The sequence below is a fragment of the Jeotgalibaca caeni genome (genome assembly GCF_028863945.1).
Taxonomy (GTDB): domain Bacteria; phylum Bacillota; class Bacilli; order Lactobacillales; family Aerococcaceae; genus Jeotgalibaca; species Jeotgalibaca caeni.
Genome location: NZ_JARBEA010000051.1, coordinates 1 through 18,578, shown reverse-complemented (window position 1 = coordinate 18,578; position 18,578 = coordinate 1). Strand labels below are relative to the sequence as shown.

Annotated in this window: 17 protein-coding genes and 1 pseudogene; 14 read left to right on the top strand and 4 right to left on the bottom strand. The window is 43.6% G+C overall.

The features are described 5' to 3' along the window. Positions 1-241: 241 nt before the first annotated feature. The 10 genes from PVE40_RS10160 to PVE40_RS10115 all read left to right on the top strand — a co-directional run bounded on the left by PVE40_RS10160 (position 242) and on the right by PVE40_RS10115 (position 12,028). Positions 242-856 carry a DUF624 domain-containing protein gene (locus PVE40_RS10160; RefSeq protein ID WP_274731812.1) on the top strand — a complete coding sequence of 205 codons (615 nt, stop codon included), beginning with the start codon at positions 242-244 and terminating at the stop codon, positions 854-856. Between the two features lie 23 nt (positions 857-879). Next, positions 880-1,836, top strand: a complete 957-nt coding sequence (locus PVE40_RS10155) for a glycoside hydrolase family 43 protein (RefSeq protein ID WP_274731811.1) — start codon at positions 880-882, stop codon at positions 1,834-1,836. A gap of 32 nt (positions 1,837-1,868) precedes the next feature. Next, a complete protein-coding gene (locus PVE40_RS10150) occupies positions 1,869-3,308 on the top strand; it encodes an alpha-N-arabinofuranosidase (protein WP_274731814.1) in 1,440 nt (479 codons plus the stop codon). Positions 3,309-3,398: 90 nt separating this feature from the next. Next, entirely contained in the window at positions 3,399-3,557 is a 159-nt protein-coding gene (locus tag PVE40_RS13000; RefSeq protein WP_476702887.1) for a DUF6171 family protein, read from the top strand. An 86-nt stretch (positions 3,558-3,643) separates the two neighbouring features. Beyond that, positions 3,644-4,735, top strand: coding sequence for a GntR family transcriptional regulator (locus tag PVE40_RS10140; protein WP_274731808.1), 1,092 nt, complete (start codon positions 3,644-3,646; stop codon positions 4,733-4,735). A gap of 118 nt (positions 4,736-4,853) precedes the next feature. Then, positions 4,854-5,561, top strand: a complete 708-nt coding sequence (locus PVE40_RS10135; protein WP_274731807.1) for an L-ribulose-5-phosphate 4-epimerase — start codon at positions 4,854-4,856, stop codon at positions 5,559-5,561. After that, a complete protein-coding gene (gene araA, locus PVE40_RS10130; protein ID WP_274731806.1) occupies positions 5,562-6,986 on the top strand; it encodes an L-arabinose isomerase in 1,425 nt (474 codons plus the stop codon). Positions 6,987-7,051: 65 nt separating this feature from the next. Next, entirely contained in the window at positions 7,052-9,004 is a 1,953-nt protein-coding gene (locus tag PVE40_RS10125) for a glycoside hydrolase family 127 protein (RefSeq protein ID WP_274731805.1), read from the top strand. Positions 9,005-9,043: 39 nt separating this feature from the next. Next, complete coding sequence (locus PVE40_RS10120; RefSeq protein ID WP_274731804.1) at positions 9,044-10,435, top strand: glycoside hydrolase family 43 protein; 1,392 nt, start codon at positions 9,044-9,046, stop codon at positions 10,433-10,435. A gap of 9 nt (positions 10,436-10,444) precedes the next feature. After that, positions 10,445-12,028: a xylulokinase gene (locus PVE40_RS10115; protein WP_274731803.1), complete on the top strand. Its 1,584-nt coding sequence runs from the start codon at positions 10,445-10,447 to the stop codon at positions 12,026-12,028. Positions 12,029-12,314: 286 nt separating this feature from the next. Here the strand turns inward: PVE40_RS10115 and PVE40_RS10110 are convergent, their stop codons facing one another. Continuing rightward, positions 12,315-13,205, bottom strand: coding sequence for an RluA family pseudouridine synthase (locus PVE40_RS10110; RefSeq protein WP_274731802.1), 891 nt, complete (start codon positions 13,203-13,205; stop codon positions 12,315-12,317). 81 nt (positions 13,206-13,286) lie between these two features. Between PVE40_RS10110 and PVE40_RS10105 the strand changes: the two genes are divergently transcribed. Beyond that, complete coding sequence (locus PVE40_RS10105; RefSeq protein WP_274731801.1) at positions 13,287-13,706, top strand: MsnO8 family LLM class oxidoreductase; 420 nt, start codon at positions 13,287-13,289, stop codon at positions 13,704-13,706. Beyond that, the gene (locus tag PVE40_RS10100) at positions 13,703-14,281 is read left to right on the top strand and encodes an LLM class flavin-dependent oxidoreductase (protein WP_274731800.1); all 579 of its coding nucleotides are present in this window, start codon (positions 13,703-13,705) and stop codon (positions 14,279-14,281) included. Before PVE40_RS10105 ends, PVE40_RS10100 begins: the two co-directional genes overlap by 4 nt. 60 nt (positions 14,282-14,341) lie before the next feature. Here the strand turns inward: PVE40_RS10100 and PVE40_RS10095 are convergent, their stop codons facing one another. The 3 genes and pseudogenes from PVE40_RS10095 to PVE40_RS10085 form a co-directional block, all read right to left on the bottom strand. Continuing rightward, entirely contained in the window at positions 14,342-15,319 is a 978-nt protein-coding gene (locus PVE40_RS10095) for an aldo/keto reductase family protein (RefSeq protein ID WP_274731799.1), read from the bottom strand. 15 nt (positions 15,320-15,334) lie between these two features. Beyond that, a complete protein-coding gene (locus PVE40_RS10090) occupies positions 15,335-15,661 on the bottom strand; it encodes an alpha amylase C-terminal domain-containing protein (protein WP_274731813.1) in 327 nt (108 codons plus the stop codon). Then, a pseudogene (locus PVE40_RS10085) lies at positions 15,635-17,016 on the bottom strand (alpha-glucosidase); the annotation flags it as partial. The pseudogene PVE40_RS10085 and the gene PVE40_RS10090, both read right to left, overlap by 27 nt. 197 nt (positions 17,017-17,213) lie before the next feature. Between PVE40_RS10085 and PVE40_RS10080 the strand changes: the two are divergent. After that, positions 17,214-17,567 (top strand): glycoside hydrolase family 2 TIM barrel-domain containing protein, encoded by a 354-nt coding sequence (locus PVE40_RS10080; RefSeq protein ID WP_274731798.1) that lies wholly within the window; start codon positions 17,214-17,216, stop codon positions 17,565-17,567. A 100-nt stretch (positions 17,568-17,667) separates the two neighbouring features. Beyond that, positions 17,668-18,489: an MFS transporter gene (locus PVE40_RS10075; RefSeq protein ID WP_274731797.1), complete on the top strand. Its 822-nt coding sequence runs from the start codon at positions 17,668-17,670 to the stop codon at positions 18,487-18,489. Positions 18,490-18,578 lie beyond the last annotated feature (89 nt).

Sequence of the window (18,578 nt, the reverse complement as noted above, 5' to 3'; positions counted from 1 at the left end):
GGTTCGTGCGCCCAAAAATAGGGTTCATACGCCAATTTTCCTAATGTGAAGCCAAATCAGCTTGCGCATTTAGAAAAACTAATGGCAATTCCGAAAACTGGAATGCTTCATCGTTGAAAAAACATTTTTTCAAGAAAATTTTAGGAGTATGAATAATTCAGGATTTATTATTTTCCAAAAACAAATTATTGAATCAGTAGCATTGAGTGGTGTGAAGGGTTAAAGAGAAAGAGGTGGGATGATGAACTGGTCTTCAACAGCGATGAGATGGTTGGAAATTGTAATGTATTGCATGATTCTGAACGGGATATGGTTACTAGGAGTAGTCATTGGTTTTGGCGTATTAGGCCTTTTTCCGGCTAGCTATGCATTGCTACGAATTTTTTACGATGAAGAGTTTTTTGAGAGTCAGAACTCGATTTTTCCTATCATTAAAAAATTCAGTTCCTATTATTTCAAAGGATTTCTGAAAGCCAATGGAATTGGTCTTTTTTACTATTCTCTAGCGGGAGTGTGGTATATAGACTGGTACATCCTACAACAGCAACCGATCCTTCAAGCATTTCTAACCGTGCCAACTATACTGATGGGTCTTTACTTGCTTGAAACGCTGATTTTTCTTACACCGATTGTTAGTATTGAAAACGGAAGCTGGAAGGAGAAAATTAAACTTCTTATTATGGTTCCCTTTCTATTGCCCAAAGCCACTTTGCTTCACTTATTGATCTTTATTATTTTGTTTATACTAACGCAGGTGTTTCCAGCAGGTTTCTTTCTCTTTTTTACAGCTGCTGGTGCTTTTCTAGTGCATAAAGTTTCTTCATTAGAGTTATATAAAAAACAAATCATTATGTAAATCACAGACAAGGAATGATTATTATGCTAAATACGATTACCTATAATAACCCCATCGTTCTGGAGCGAGCGGATCCATGGGTCTATAAGCATACGGATGGCTATTATTATTTTACCGGGTCAGTTCCTGGATATCAGGAGATTGAGGTGAGAAGAGCCAAAACTTTGAATGAATTAAGGGAGGGAGAGCAAGCCACGGTATGGCGAGCGCATCAAGGTGGAATCATGAGCCGACTTATTTGGGCTCCGGAAATTCATTTTGTGCAGGGCAGTTGGTACATTTACTTTGCGGCTGCGGGCAGCTCAGAAGTGGATAATGGAACATTCCAACACCGTATGTATGTATTGGAGTGCCGGGATGAGAACCCTCTAACAGGTACATGGGTTGAAAAAGGTCAAGTGAAGACAGCTTTTGAAAGTTTTAGTTTAGATGCTACCGTTTTTGAATGGCAAAATAAGCTATACTATGTTTGGGCACAAAAAGACCCAGCTATCCCTGGAAACTCCAATCTTTACTTATCGGAAATGCAGAATCCTTGGACGCTTACCGGCAATCAGATTTTACTCTCTATTCCTAGTTATGATTGGGAAAAGGTAGGTTTCTTGGTGAATGAGGGACCAGCAGTCATTATCCGTAACAATAAAGTGTTCATCACCTACTCAGCAAGCGCAACGGATGAAAACTATTGTATGGGACTATTATGGGCCGACGCAGATGCTGACTTGATGGATGGCTATAGTTGGAACAAGAGCGTCAAGCCCGTTTTCGTCAGCTCGGAAGAGAATCAGCTATACGGGCCAGGGCATAATAGTTTTACGGTTAGTGAAGATGGTAATGAAGACGTTTTAATTTACCATGCGAGACCACAAAAAGTATTGGCGGGAGATCCGCTGGAGGTTTGGGATCGGCATGCCCATGCACAAGTTTTCTCATGGGACGAACAAGGGTTTCCTGTCTTTGGAATCCCCGGAGAAATATAAAATTATAAAGGTTGGTGTATGAATTGAATAAAATTAAAATCAATACTGCAAGAGAAACCGGAAAAATTAGTAAATATATTTATGGACAATTTGCGGAGCATCTGGGCCGCTGTATTTATGAAGGTGTATGGGTAGGGCCAGATTCAGATATCCCTAATAAAAATGGGATTCGTCAAGACGTAGTGGAAGCGCTACGAGCAATTAAAGTTCCAGTAATTCGTTGGCCGGGAGGGTGTTTTGCGGATGAGTATCATTGGAAAGATGGAGTAGGTCCATTAGAGAACCGCAAAACCATCGTCAATACTCACTGGGGCGGTGTGACAGAAACAAACTATTTTGGTACACATGAGTTTTTTGAGCTATGTGAACAAGTTGGAGCAGAAGCCTACATCAACGGAAACGTAGGGAGCGGTACGGTTCAAGAGATGCAGGAATGGGTGGAATACATGACCATGCCTGGCGAATCACCTATGGCAAACTGGCGCCGGGAAAATGGCCGAGAAGAGCCTTGGAACGTGAAGTTCTTCGGTGTCGGGAATGAAAGTTGGGGCTGTGGCGGGAATATGCGTCCGGAATATTACGCAGATCTATACCGTCGCTACCAGACCTATGTACGCAATTATACTTCCGACCGTATTTACAAGATTGCCTGCGGACCGAATATTGACGATTATAACTGGATGGATGTTGTCATGAAAAACGCTCATCAGTTTATGGATGGAATTAGTCTGCATCATTATTCACTTACTTCTAATTGGGAAAACAAAGGGCCGGCAACAGATTTTCCAGAGGAAGAATGGTTCTCTTTAATCAAGAGTGCAAATAAAATGGATGAACTGATTACAAAACATAGCACGATTATGGATCTCTATGACCCAGAAGAACGAGTTGGTTTGATTGTCGACGAGTGGGGCTCTTGGTTAGCTGTTGAACCTGGAACGAATCCTGGGTTCTTATACCAACAAAATACCATTCGTGATGCCATGGTTGCTAGTTTAACCTTAAATATTTTCCATAAGCATGCTGGACGTGTGCAAATGGCGAACATCGCTCAAATGGTCAACGTCTTGCAGTCCATGATTTTAACGGAAGGCGAAAAAATGATTAAAACACCAACCTACTATGTATTTGATTTGTACAAAAATCATATGGATGCTACACGATTGGATGCAATTGGAGAAACAAAAGAAACAACTAGTTACACCGTATCGAAGCAAGATCAAATGGTTACTGCATCATTCTGTAACTATCACTTAACAGAAGCAGATGAAGTTGAACTTGATCTTGACTGTGTAGTTGGAACGGTTTGGGGAGAAGCATTGATTGGTGAAACAATGGATGCACACAATAACTTTGAGAATCCAGAACAAATAGTGAAACAAGCCTTTGATGGCGTGAAAGTAATGGATGGTAAAATATTCGTTACGCTTCCGCCAAAGAGTGTTGTTTCCGTATATATTGAGGGGAAATAATCGGTGAGTTGCAAGGGGTGTGAACGAAGGAATGAGTTGCTTCAATTAACGGATGAAAAAATACAGGAAGAAATTGAAGAGCAACTCTCCATGGAAATCGATCTGGCGTCTCCTGAATTACGAGATTCAAGGCTTTCCATCTGCGCTACCTGTCCTTTTCGGGCACAGCATACTTGTTCAAAATGTGGCTGCTATGTCGGGTTCAGAGCGAGTCTGAACGGGAAAGTTTGCCCAGTCGGAAAATGGTGAAATGGTACGGATGACTATTTGTTTTTCTATACCCGAAAAGTACCAATTGTGCTATAATGGCCTAAAAAGGCAGGGGTGAAGAACGGATGGGCAAGCGAACCAAACATCAAATGGTGAAAGAGGAAATTCAACAGCGGATTGAAACGGGTGAATACCAAATTGGTGAAAAAATTCCCGCAGAATCTCAGTTGATGGAAACTTATTCAGTGAGCCGCCACACCATTCGCCAAGCGATTGCTTCTTTAGTTAATGAGGGAGTGCTTGAGAAAGTGCAAGGATCGGGAACGTTTGTCAGAGAGTCTGTCCAAAAAGCACAGCCTCAGACAAATAAAACCATCGGCGTGATTACTACATACCTTTCGGATTACATTTTTCCAAGCATTATTCGCGGCATTGAAGAGGAATTAAGAGAAAAAGGCTATTCTTTGTTACTGGCCAGCACTCAAAATAATCCAATCCATGAACAAAAAAGCTTGGAAATGATGCTGCAGCATAAAGTGGATGGCTTTATTGTCGAACCAACGAGAAGCAGCTATTTGAATCCGAATTTATCCTACTATTTACAATTCAAGCGTGAAGGCATTCCGTTTGTCTATCTGCATTCTTCCTATCCAGAGATGGAAGCGCCAGTTGTAGCGATGGATGATGTCAAAGCCGCAGAACTTGCGACACAGCATCTGATTGATCAGGGGCACAGGAGAATTGCGGTTATTACGAAGGCAGATGATGCTCAAGGGCGCAGCCGCTTAAAAGGGTTCATCCAGACAATGGAGAAAGAAGATTTGCCGCTCACTCATCAACATATCCTCACGTATGAAACAGAGACGCAGGATACATTGACCGAGGAGATTGTAGCATTATTAAGGCAACCCAAAAGGCCCACTGCTATCGTAGCTTACAATGATCAAATTGCTTTATTCGTTGAAGAGGCAGCGAGAGAAGTTGGCTTATCGATTCCAACGGAGCTAGCTTTAGTCAGCCATGATGCATCAGGTCTTCGGTTGAATGGAAACGGAAAAGCACTAACTTCTGTCCGTCATCCAAAAGAACAGATGGGCAGAGACGCAGCGCAGCTGTTGTTAACGGCCATCCAATCTCCAGCAGGAAAAATACAATCAATCTTCTATGAACCAGAACTTCTCATTCAAGACACTTCAAAAGCTTCTCTATCAAAATAGAGAAGCTTTTTGTTAAATATCCGTACCATTATAATGATTGTTATTGACACGTACGTACCAAAAAACTAAAATAGAGTTGTAAACGGTTGCTTTTGCTACTAATGAGAGGAGGAGTATGATGCTCGAACAATTAAAACAAGAAGTATACGAAGCAAATATGTTATTGCCAAAATATAATCTGATTACTTTCACATGGGGGAACGTCAGTGGGATTGACCGAGAACAAGGCCTCGTTGTTATAAAACCAAGTGGTGTTGAATACGATGTGTTGAAGCCCGAAGATATGGTTGTCGTTGATTTAGAAGGAACTGTTGTGGAAGGAAACTTGAATCCATCCAGTGATACGGCTACCCATGTGGAGCTATACAAGGCATTTCCTACTATTAAGGGGGTTGTTCACACGCATTCTCCATGGGCGGTATCTTTTGCCCAGGCAGGTTTAGATATTCCGGCTGCCGGTACGACACAAGGTGATTACTTCTATGGAAGTATCCCAGTGACTCGAGCAATGACTCAAGCAGAAATCGAACAGGATTATGAGAAAAATACAGGCACAGTCATCATCGAAACATTCGCTGAGAGATCCATCCAGCCGGAGCAAGTTCCAGGAGTTTTGGTGAATGATCACGGTCCTTTCACTTGGGGAACATCAGCTAAGAACGCGGTTCATAATGCGGTTGTTTTAGAACAGGTAGCAGAGATGACTTATCACACACTGCAACTAAATCCGCACGGAATTACGATGGATCAAGCTTTGTTGGATAAGCATTATTTACGTAAGCACGGCAAGAATGCCTATTATGGTCAGAAAAAGGAGAGTCACTAAATGTTAATAACAGGGAAAAAAGAATTTTGGTTTGTTACCGGCAGTCAAGACTTGTACGGAGAAGATGTGCTGAAAGTGGTCCAACAAGACTCTGAAGCTATTGTAAAAGGGTTGAATGATTCAGGCAAATTCTCCTATCCGTTACAATTCAAGGCAGTAGTAAAAACAGCAGATGAAATTAAAGCAATGATGAAAGAAGCGAACTACCGAGATGATGTAGCTGGCGTGATTACCTGGATGCATACATTCTCTCCTTCAAAAATGTGGATTCCTGGTTTGAAGCTGCTTCAAAAACCATTGCTCCATTTGGCAACCCAATTTAATCGTGAAATTCCTTGGGATACGATTGATATGGATTATATGAACACCCATCAAAGTGCACACGGCGACCGTGAGCATGGCTTTATTACCGCACGTTTGAAAATGAACAATAAAGTAGTTGTCGGTCATTGGCAAAGTGAGCGTGTCCAAACGGAAGTAGCAGAATGGATGGCGAGTGCGATTGGCTATGTAGAGAGCCAAAACATTCGTGTAGCCCGCTTTGGCGACAATATGCGCAATGTTGCGGTAACAGAAGGGGACAAGGTGGAAGCTGCTATCCAGTTTGGCTGGACAGTCGACTACTTTGGTATCGGTGATCTCGTTGCTGACATCAATCAAGTCACCGATGAGGAAATTGCCGCAGCTTATGAAGACTTACAACAAGCAGCCGATTTAGAAGTTGGCGACCATGACCCAATCTATTTCCAAGAGCATGTGGAAGAGCAATTGAAAATTGAAATTGGCCTCCGTCGTTTCTTAGAGCGGGGCAACTATAATGCGTTCACTACGAATTTTGAAGACTTACATGGAATGAAGCAACTTCCAGGTTTGGCTGTTCAACGTTTGAACGCAGAAGGATACGGTTTTGCGGGCGAAGGCGATTGGAAGACAGCAGCACTTGATCGGTTAATGAAAGTGATGGCTGAAAATGACCGCACCGGATTCATGGAAGATTACACATATCATTTAGTAGAAGGAAAAGAAGTGATCCTAGGTTCTCACATGCTAGAAGTTGACCCTACCTTAGCAGCTAACAAGCCAAAAGTTGTGGTACAACCTCTAGGAATTGGTGACCGGGAAGATCCTGCACGTTTTGTTTTTGACGGTGTAGCTGGTGAAGCGGTTGTTGTGTCCATGTTGGATTTGGGTACACACTATCGTCTTCTCATTAATGCAGTCACAGCAGTAACGCCAGATGTACCAGCACCGGCACTTCCAGTTGCGCGTGTCATTTGGGAACCAAAACCAAACTTCTACGACGGCGTAAAAGCTTGGATTGAAGCAGGCGGTGGGCACCACACAGTGTTGTCTCTTGCTCTAACAGTAGACCAAATCGTTGATTGGGCAAAAATGGTGAACTTGGAATATGTAGTAATTCAATAATAAGAATGAGAAGGGCGAAGGAATCTACTTTGCCCTTCTATTAGCGAGAAAGGAACGTTGACTGCATGAAACAACTAGGTACAAGACCTCTTTCGATTCGCGTTACAGACCCTTTTTGGACGAAGTATTTTCAGGTTGTAAAAGATGTTATGCTTCCCTTTCAGTGGGATATTTTACATGACCGTGCTTCAATAACGATTGAAAGCGAACGGGAAGATGTGAATATTCCAACAGAAAAAAGTCATGTTATTGAAAATTTCAAAATTGCGGCCGGACAAAAGGATGGAAACCATTATGGATGGTTATTCCAAGATAGTGATCTCTATAAATGGATCGAAGCTGCGGCCAACAGTTATCATCTGAAACCGGATGGGCGCTTGCTCCTCATGATGGATCAATGTGTAGATTTAATCGAAGCTGCTCAAGATGAGGATGGGTATCTCAGCACATTCTATCAAATTGAGGCACCCGAATTAAAATTTCGGCGCTTGTTTCAAAGTCATGAGTTATACTGCGCGGGTCATTTAATTGAAGCAGCCGTTGCTTATGCGAAAGCAACTGGATCTCACCGGTTGTTGGATGTAGCAGAACGTTTTGTTACTTGTATTGAAAGTTCGTTTGGACCAGAAGAAGGGAAAATAAATGGAGCAGACGGTCATCAAGAAATTGAATTAGCCTTGGTCCATTGGTACGAATACACAGGGGACGAACGATATCTTTCGTTGAGTCATTATTTTCTACAAATACGTGGGCAGGATCCAGATTTTTACGAGAAACAATGGAAAGAAAATCAAGCCAGAGGACTGGAAACAGGACCTGCTCCGATTATTAATCTGGTCTATCATCAAGCCCATAAACCTGTTTACGAACAGACAGAAGCACAAGGCCATGCTGTACGGCTCGTTTATATGGCCCAAGCAATGGCTGGGACAGCGCGGCACGTAGGAGACGAGAAGCTTTTGGCAGCGGCGGAAGCGCTTTGGCATAATATTGTGGAGAAACGTATGTATGTAACGGGCGGGATTGGCTCAACAGTTCGGGGAGAAGCCTTCACGTTTGATTATGATTTGCCTACTGATTTGATGTATTGTGAAACGTGCGCAGCGATTGGTCTGCTCAATTTCACTCACGAACTGCAACAGAACGAAAATAAAGTGGCTTATGCAGAGGTCATGGAGCGCATTCTCTATAACAGCATGATCAGTGGCATGAGTTTGGACGGGAAGCACTTCTTCTATGTGAATCCGTTAGAAGTGGACCCAGAAGCAAGTCAAAAAAATCCAGATAAAAGTCATGTCAAAGCGACGCGACCTTCCTGGTTTGGGTGTGCTTGTTGTCCGCCAAATCTTGCGCGGACGATTCCAGCGCTTCATCGTTATCTCTACCAAGAAAATGAAGAACAAAATATCCTTTATATAAACCAGTGGGTTGACAGTAACTATTCTTCCAAAGAAATGAAGATGACTCAGAAACATGATTGGAACGCACAAGTTTCTACCTTTATCATTCACAATTCAAAGCGCCGAATCTTTTTGCGCATTCCTTACTGGCTAGAGGATGTAGTGGTGAAGGTGAATGGCCAGGAAATCGAAAGAGAAATAACAGAAGGGTATCTAGAATTGAATGCGGTTTCCGCTGAAGTTGTCATCGAATGCAGCTATCAGATCCCAATCTTGAAGTGGCAAGCCCATCCAAATGTGAAGAGCTCCTATGGGAAGGTTGCTTTCCAAAGAGGACCTTTTATTTATACAGCGGAGGAAGCGGATAATGGGAAAGACTTGCATCTCTTCCGAGTAACGGGAGAGGCTCAAGTAGAACCGCTAACGGATCCTGCGTTTGGAACGGTGACGAGCTTGGTTGTACCAGCAGAGAAACGAAGGAAAACTCAAATTGCCTTGTATCAACTCCATCAAGCGCCCGCATTTGAACCAGCGACTCTGCGATTGATTCCTTATTATTGTTGGGCCAATCGGGAGCCCGGGGAAATGCGGGTATGGTTAGAAGATTGTGAGGGGTAAGCCGTGAAAACATCAATGAACCGAAACAGGAGTTTTTTATTGGTTTGTACAGTTTTATTGACAGCCTGTGGTTCCGTAGACACAACGACTACATCTGTAGAGCAAGTAATCGAGGAACCTGCTTTTGAAAATGTCTCCGTCCATGATCCATCTGTATGGCAAGACGGAGAGGAAAAGTATGTGATTGGCTCGCATCTCCAATTTGCGAAAACAGAAGATTTGATGAAGTGGGAACCTCTTTCGCAGAGTGTACCGACAACGAATCTCTTTGAGGATGTATATGAAGAATTAGCGGAAGACTTTGACTATGCTCGTTCCGATACGCTATGGGCGAGCGACATTATTCAACTAGAAGACGGCCGGTATTATCTGTATTACTGTTTGTGTGAAGGCTCCAGCCCTCTCTCAACATTGGGATTGGCTGTAGCCGATGAGATTGAAGGTCCTTATAAAAAGGTTCAAACCCTTTTGACTTCAGGGCGAGGAACTGCGCCAGATGGGGCTTCTTATGATGCAACAATCCATCCAAATGCGATTGACCCACATGTTTTTTATGACCACGAAGGGGAATTGTGGATGGTATACGGCTCCTATTCTGGTGGAATATTTATCTTGCCGTTAGACAAAGAGACCGGACTTCCTACAGAGGAAAGTTACGGCACAAAGCTAATGGGCGGAAACCATTCAAGGATTGAAGCACCTTATATTTATTATGAAGAGGAAACAGGGTACTACTATTTGTTTACTTCTTTTGGCGGCTTGGATGCAAATGGTTCTTACAATATCCGAGTGGCACGTTCTAAAACGCCGGACGGTCCTTATGAAGACCGAAATGGACAAGATATGATTGACGCAAAAGGAGAGGACGGTTCGTTCTTTGATGATTTGGCGATTGAATCATATGGGACGAAGTTAATCGGAAATTATCTTTGGGATAATGGGGAAGAAGAATATGGCTACGTATCGCCCGGACATAACTCTGTTTACTATGATGAAGAGTTAGAACAATCCTTTATCCTATTCCATACACGTTTTCCTGGAATGGGCGAAGTCCATGAAGTACGTGTGCATACATTATTGTTCAATGAGGACGGCTGGCCCATGATTGCGCCACTGCGTTATGCAGGTGAACGAGAAGAAGAGGTTGCTCTTGGCGACATTCAGGGCGAATTTATGCTCATAAAAGACCAAACCGCAATTGTACCGGACGCCATTGTTTCAAAAGAAGTGGTAATTGACGGCAAAAATATCAGCGGTGACTTCAAAGGGACAATCGACTTGGGAGAAGATGGTTTGGCCACCATCAAAATCGATGGGGAAACGATAAACGGGCAATTCTTGTCTCAATGGGACGAGCATACTAAAAAGCAAACCATTACGTTTACTGGACTCACTGAAGAAGGTACAGCATTTATGATGGTAAGAAAGTAGGAATGAATCATGAGAAAAATAGAAATTCAACAAGGGAGAACGGCATTAGGAATTGAGTTGGGATCTACTCGGATCAAGGCTGTACTGATTGGCTTTGACGATCACACCCCACTTGCCTCAGGTTCTTATGACTGGGAAAATCAATTAATAGACGGGTACTGGACGTATTCTATGGAAGAAGTCTGGACAGGGTTACAGGCAGCGTACCGTAGTTTAGCAGAAGAAGTGGAACGGTTATATGAGGTCCAGCTGACTACCGTTGGGTCAATCGGATTTTCCGCGATGATGCATGGCTATTTGCCTTTTGACAAGGTGGGTAATCAATTGACGGCTTTCCGTACTTGGCGCAACACTTCAACGGAGCAAGCAGCAGTTGCGTTAACAAATCGATTTTCCTTTAATATTCCGCAACGATGGAGCATTGCTCACTTATATCAAGCGGTTTTGAATCAAGAGGAACATGTGAAGGAAATCGACTATTTAACAACGCTGGCGGGATATGTTCACTGGAAGTTAACAGGACAGAAAGTGATGGGAGTCGGCGAGGCTTCGGGGATGTTCCCAATTGACAGTCAAACCGGTACATTTCACGCTGAAATGATTCAACAGTTCAATGAACTGGTAGAGTTCCCTTGGAAAGTCGAAGAAATTCTGCCAACCGTTTTATTAGCCGGGGAAGCTGCAGGGACCTTAACCGTAGAAGGTGCCAAACTACTTGATCCAACCGGCAAATTGCAAGCAGGAATTCCAGTAGCACCCCCAGAAGGGGATGCTGGAACCGGTATGACGGCTACCAACAGTGTTGCCGAGCGAACAGGGAATGTGTCAGCTGGGACTTCAGATTTCGCGATGGTCGTGTTGGAAAAAGAGTTGGAAAAGGTGCATGTGGAAATTGATATGGTCACCACACCAACCGGGAAACCAGTAGCGATGGTGCACTGTAACAATTTTACTTCGGACATCAATGCGTGGGCAGGTTTATTTGCGGAACTGCTGCAAACAATGGGGACTAATGTAGACCGGAATGAATTGTTTACAACTTTATTCGAGAAAGCAATGGAAGCAGATGCGGACCTAGGTGGATTGATGAACGTCAACTACTTTTCTGGCGAACCGATTACAGGTTTTGAAGAAGGGAGACCACTATTCGTACGGAAACCAGATAGTCGTTTGACCTTGGCAAACTTTATGCGGACCCATATTTATTCAGCGCTAGCAACTTTGAAAATTGGGATGGATATCCTAACGAAGGAAGAAAAAGTGGAGCTAGAACGATTGCTTGGGCACGGCGGTTTTTTCAAAACGGAACGAGTTGGGCAGCAAATGATGGCTGATGCGATGGAAGCCCCAGTTTCGGTGATGGAAACAGCAGGCGAAGGCGGGCCTTGGGGAATGGCTCTACTGGCAGCTTACTTAGTCAATAAGAAGTCTGGACAAGCCTTAGAAGATTACCTGGAACAAGAGGTATTCGCTGGGAATAAAGGAACCACCATTCATCCTGACGAAAAGGGTGTAGAGAGCTTCCGAAATTTCATGACCGGTTATCATCAAGCATTGGAAATTGAGCGGACAGCAGTACTGAAGTTTCGGTAACCTATTTAGGTGAATAGATCCAATGAAGAGAATCTCGTCCCGATGATTGAAATGGGACGGGATTTTTTGTCGGAAATTATTATCGTTGCGATAGCATTGCTGAATTGAGTTCTATCGCAACGAAAGAGTAGTTATCGTGGTGATTGTGCTGCTAAATTGAGTTCTATCACAACGCAAGAGCAGTTACCGTTGCGATAGCCCTGCTAAAGTGAATTTTATCGCAACGAAACCGCCACAGTAAAAAAATAGAGGAGCGAAACGGTTGCCGTTTTGCTCCTCTCTGATATTATTTCACTAACTGATAAAAACTTTTCGGTACAGGCGCGCTATAACGCACCAATGTTCCGGTACGGGGATGCGTGAACGCCAGAGTTGTTGCGTGAAGCCCTAATCGCTTCAGCGGATTCGTAGTCGCTTCGTATTTGCGGTCGCCCACAACAGGATGTCCTAACGCCTCCATATGGACACGGATTTGGTTTTTTCTTCCTGTTTCTAAATTTGCTTCTAGCAACGTGTATTGACGGTTCCCGCCAACCTTCTTGTAGTGCGTAATAGCATGCTTGCCGCCATTATCATAAGTACTGGAGTAAACTTTAGTGGATTTGCTCTCTGTAAGCCATGATTCAATGCTTCCTTCATCTTTTTTCAAAGCGCCCTCCACCACAACGGTATAGACGCGTTCTTTCACGATTTCGTGCCAATTCTCTTGCAACGCTTCTTTGATTTCTTCTGATTTAGCGAAAAGCATAACGCCAGAAGTATCACGGTCTAGGCGATGAACGATGAAAATACGGTTCTTGCGGTTATCTTCTTTGACATAGTCATTTAATTGGCGGTAGGCAGTCCGTTCTTGCGGATCCTTTGCCGCCATGGACAAAATACCTGCCTCTTTATGGATGACAATGATGTCCTCGTCTTCATGAAGAATCGTAATTCCGTTCAAAATACTTTGCTTCTGTGCTGCTTGGTTATTCAGGATTTGTACCTCATCACCTGAAGTGAGTGGATGGTTGTGTTGCGTTATTGTTTTACCATTGACGCTGACTTGGCCGCGCGTCAGGATAGACTTTACAGCATTACGGCTTTTATTAGGAAAGAGTTCTAGTAAAAAAGGAAGCAGCTGAATGTCCTTTGTAATCGTATGGGTTTGTTCATTTTTATTTTTGATGATCCTCACATCTTTCTCAACTTTTCTTGTAGTATAACATGAATTTTGTCGCTACCGAATATGATATAGTAAACAAAAAGGGGTGAGGATGTGAAAATAAGTATACTCGATTATGCTGCGCGGGATGAAGGGATGACTTCAAGCCAGGCGTTCGCAGCCACGACAGAACTTGCTCAGTTGGCGGATGAATTGGGGTATCACCGTTTTTGGGTGGCGGAACATCATAATGTGCCGGTCTGGGCAAAGAGCACGCCGGAAATCTTGATGGCACATTTAGCTTCCCATACGACACGAATTCGGATTGGTTCAGGTGGGGTCATGTTGCCGAATTACAGCAGTTACAAAGTGGCAGAAGTTTTTAAGACATTGGAGGCATTATACCCCAATCGTATTGATGCAGGGATTGGAAACTCTCCGGGCGGTGATCGAGTGGTTGCTCAAGCATTGAACGAAGGGAAAACGGAGCAGCCGGATTATCAAAAGCAAATACAAGATTTGCTGGTTTTTTGACAGACACTCTGCCAAAAGGACATCCCTACAAAAATAAACGAGCCCGTCCCGTTATCGAAACAGTTCCTCAACTGCATGTTCTCGCAGCAAGTGACCGGAATGCGGGAGTGGCGGCTCAAGTGGGTGCTGGATTCGTCTATGCGCATTTTATTAGAGGAAATGTCGCGGCAGGGAAAGCGGCTGTAGAAGCATACCGAGCTGCCTTTCAGCCAACCAAACTGGCAGCAAAACCACATGTTACTGTAGCGGTTTTTGTATTGGTGGGCGAGAATCAAGAAGATGCAGAAGAGATGGCACGTGCATTTGAGTTATGGCATGTTGCGACCCATAGCCGAAACCGTGCCGTATATTATTTGCCCACACCAGAGAAAGCGGCTGAAACAACGTACACGAAGGAAGAAGAGGAAATTCTGAAAGAAACGCGGCGAAAAGTGATGTACGGTACGGCAGAAGATGTGAAACAACAGTTGCTTGAATTACAAACAGTCTACGAGGCAGATGAGTTGTTGATCATTCCAAACGCCTATTCCATTGAGAAGCGAAAACAAACGATTGCGCTGTTAGCCGGAAAATAAAAACCCAGTTGTTCCCTCATCCAATGAGAGGCAACAACTAGGTTTTTTAGTAAGAAAAGGTTAGTTCCGTGGTCCGAAATTAGAAATAGGAAGCAGGGCTTCGTTGATGCCTTGGAAGATTTCATCAGACAATTCCACTTCGACGGCTTTTATATTGTCCTCAATTTGTTGCGGACGGCTAGCTCCTACGATGGCTGAGCTGACTCCCGGCTGATGCAAAATCCAAGCCAACGCTAATTGTGGTAAATTAATATCCAAGTGGCGAGCAAATTCTTCTAATTGTTGCACGACTTCTAACAAGCGTTCATTTTCTAAATATTTTTTCATGCCACCACTAATCTCTTTGTTAGCAGCACGGCTATCTTCCGGCACGCCTTGGCCGGGTTTGTATTTACCCGTCAGGATTCCTTGCGCAAGTGGTGAGAAGACAACTTGGCCCATTCCATTTGCTACTGATACAGCCAATATTTCTTTTTCAATGTGGCGTTCAATCATGTTGTAAGCCGGTTGGTTGGAAATGAGCGGACGGAAATTCCGTTCCTTGGCAATTCGGTGCGCTTCTTGGATCTTGTCGGCTGGCCACTCACTCACGCCAGCGTATAAAATTTTCCCTTGCCGCTGCAGATCGTCCAGCGCCCATAATGTTTCCTCTAATGGAACGGTAGGATCGTAGCGGTGGCATTGATACAAGTCCAGATAATCCATCCCTAGACGCTGTAAACTGGCGTCGCACTGTTCCATGATATGCTTGCGCGACAAGCCGCGGTCATTCGGGCCATCCCCCATTGGGAAAAAGACCTTGCTCGCAACAACGAGACTCGAACGGTCATAATCTTTCAATACTTTCCCCAGAACTTCTTCCGCACTGCCGTTTTCGTACACATTGGCCGTATCAAAAAAGTTAATCCCTGCTTCATAGGCAGTCTGGATACACGTTCTTGCCGTATCATCTTCCACAGATTTCCCATACGTCAACCAACTACCTAACGCAATTTCGCTGACACGCAGTCCACTGTTTCCTAAATTCCGATATTTCATTTTTCCACACTCCTATTATTTTTTCCATTGATAAACGGTTGCTTCAAAAGGTTCTAAGTGTTCCAAGTTGTCCCTTGGTGCAATTCGATTTGTCAACAAAACAGTTGCATCTGTCAAAGAAACGGGCATTTCTTTTTCCGTCAGCCAATAATCTTGATCTGTAAAGTTGCAGATAACAAATAATTTCTGGGAAGAATCTTCGCGGCAATAAGCAAAGAGTTTTTCATCTTCTTGCCACAGTAATTGGAAGTCGCCTTGAAACACGACCGGCAGAGCTTTCCGAACAAGCAACAAGTCCTGATAGAAACGGTAAATGGACTCGGGGTGGTTCTTGTCCCGCATCACATTGATGGTTGGGAAATTCGGATTCACCTTCATCCACGGTGTCCCGGTTGTGAAGCCCGCTTGCTGGGAGTCATCCCATTGCATCGGCGTTCTGGCGTGGTCGCGAGCCTTAATCTTTGCTACTTCCATTGTTTTTTGTTCCGACCAACCTTGATTCAGTTTCTCTTCATACTTTGCATCGGTCGTTGCATCAGGATAATCTTCTAAGGAATCAAATGGGGCATTGGTCATCCCAATTTCTTCCCCTTGATAAAGAAAGAGCGTTCCGCGCATAAAGGCGATGCAGGTGGCAAGCATTTTTGCTGACTTCATCCGGTACTCTCCGTCATCTCCATAGCGAGAGACCACACGAGCTTGATCATGGCTGTTCCAAAACCAAGCCACCCAGCCGTTTTTGCTCAATTCCTCATGCCACTTCACGAAACTTTCTTTTAGCGGCGGCAATTCGAGCTTCTGCCAATCCCCTTCCTCTTTCCCGTCATCTACTTCTACATGGTCAAAAGGAAAGACCATTTGCAGTTCTTTGCGTTCAGGATGAGTCAGTTCAATCGCTTCCTCCGGTGTGACCGCTTCTGCCTCGCCAACGGTCATCACATCATAATGTTGGAACACATCGTGGTTCAGCTCCTGCAAAATTCATGTATCCGAGGACCATGACGGTAGGCAGTAGACCCATCTGTATAATCGCTGCCTTCAACCGGTTCACTTTCTGGAAAAGTTTGGTCTTTGGAAATCAAATTAATCATGTCCATCCGCCAACCATCGATTCCTTTGTCGAGCCAAACGGTTAAAATGTCTTTTGCTTCTTGTCGAACGGAAGGGTAGTCCCAATTCAAATCCGGCTGTTTCTTTTGGAAAAGGTGCAAATAATATTGGTCGGTCTCTTCATCATATTCCCAAGCAGCCCCTTTGAAGTTTGATTGCCACTTCGTCGGTGGTTCTCCATTCTCTCCATCTTGCCAAATATAATAATTGCGATACGGACTTTCTTTGCTGGAACGACTCTCCACGAACCATTTGTGTTCGTCTGAAGTATGGTTGAGCGGTGCGTCCATAATTATTTTCATTCCGCGATCATGAACGGCTGTTACCAAGTTGTCGAAGTCTTCCATGGTACCGTATTGTGGATGAACGTGGAAGTAATCCCGAACATCGTACCCCACATCGGCAAGTGGTGAATCCATGAAAGGGGAAAGCCAAATAACATCTACACCCAAATTTTTAATATGGTCCAGTTTCTCAAGGATTCCCTTCAAATCTCCGATTCCATCACCATCAGAATCGTAAAAGCTGCGGGGATAAATTTGATAAACAACTGCGGTTTTCCACCAAGGCAATCTTTTTTCTGACATAAAATCCTCCTCTTCTTGTATCGTAAAAGCGCTTCAATTATGATCTAGTTTTATCTTAACCTAATCATTTTCATTATGCTACTTGAACGCCGTCAACGAGAAAATTTCTAGTTTTTGCACCTAAAGAGGTAAGTTTTGTCGTTGTAAGGATTCCCTACTTTCCCTATGATGAAAGGGAGTAGAGGAAATCAGCGGAAGTGGCTTTGCGGAAGGAACTAGCCGCATGGAAAGAGCGTCATCGGGATAAGCCTATTATCTTTACCGAATACGGCGCAGACACGGTTGCCGGCTATCATTCCTTGTCAGCAGCATCTTTTACAGAGGAATACCAAGTACGTTACTACGAAATGAATCATAAAGTGTTTGATGAATTTGAGTTAGTGGTCGGCGAACAAGTATGGAACTTTGCGGACTTCGAAACAGCTCCTGCGACCAAACGCGTGAATGGAAACAAAAAAGGAATCTTCACGCGCGACCGTCAACCGAAAATGATTGCCCACCACTTGAAAGAAAGATGGAATCAAATTCCCGATTTCGGGTTTAAGGAATAAGAAAAACAATCAAAGCCTTTAAATAGGTTTTGATTGTTTTTTTGCTTCAAATGAGGTTAAATCAGCTTGAGGTGATTCATTATGATTCCAGAACTGCCAGATGAAAACAACAATACAAATTTATATAAAAGATTATGCTTCAATTATAAAAGGAAACCGTCCGCTGCAAATGCTATCCATGGCAGCAGCGTTCGTGAAGTTCGTTGTTCAATTGATGAGTGACCAAGTAACCATGGTTATCGTTTTCGGTATCCTGCTCGGTAACTTCGCATTGTCTGGGCAATTCCAAATGCTAACCATCATTCCTGATTTGTTAATTACATTCGGTGCTGCTGCACTTGCTCGTAAAAGAGGGTTGCGGGGCGCGTATGTATTGTACTTACAAATCGCAGCGGTTGCGTTTATCGCACTTGGATTCCTGATGTATAACATTCAACCAGGAGATGTAGATTTTGGTAACTTGACCTTGAAAGCAATCACGTTTATCGCGCTTTATGCAATCGCTCGTGGATTCTCCCGTTCACCATCCTCTCTTGTTTTAACAATGGGTGCTGACGTTTCCGACTACGAGACGAGCCGTTCAGGCCGCTACGTAGCAGGTGTAATTGGAACTATTTTCTCCCTAACGGATTCCGTTGCATCCTCATTTGCGCCAATGGTTATTGGATGGGTATTGGCAGCCGTTGGGTTCAGTGAAAACTATCCAACGCAACAAACACCACTTACCGCTGACTTGCGTTTCGTTGCCTTGTTAATCTTTACCGTACTACCGTTTATCGCTGTATCGATTGCCTTGCTATTCATGAAATTCTATAAATTAGATTCGAAAGCAATGGAAGAAGTTCAATCCAGAATTTCTGAAATGAAAGATACAGAGATTGAGCATTTAGATAGCTTATCTGAAGTATCTGTTAATAAATAATCAGAAAAGAGTCTGGGACAAAACCAGAAAAATGAATAAAGAAATAGCTCTCGCAGATCCCTTTTGGGGTGGCGAGAGCCATTTTTTTG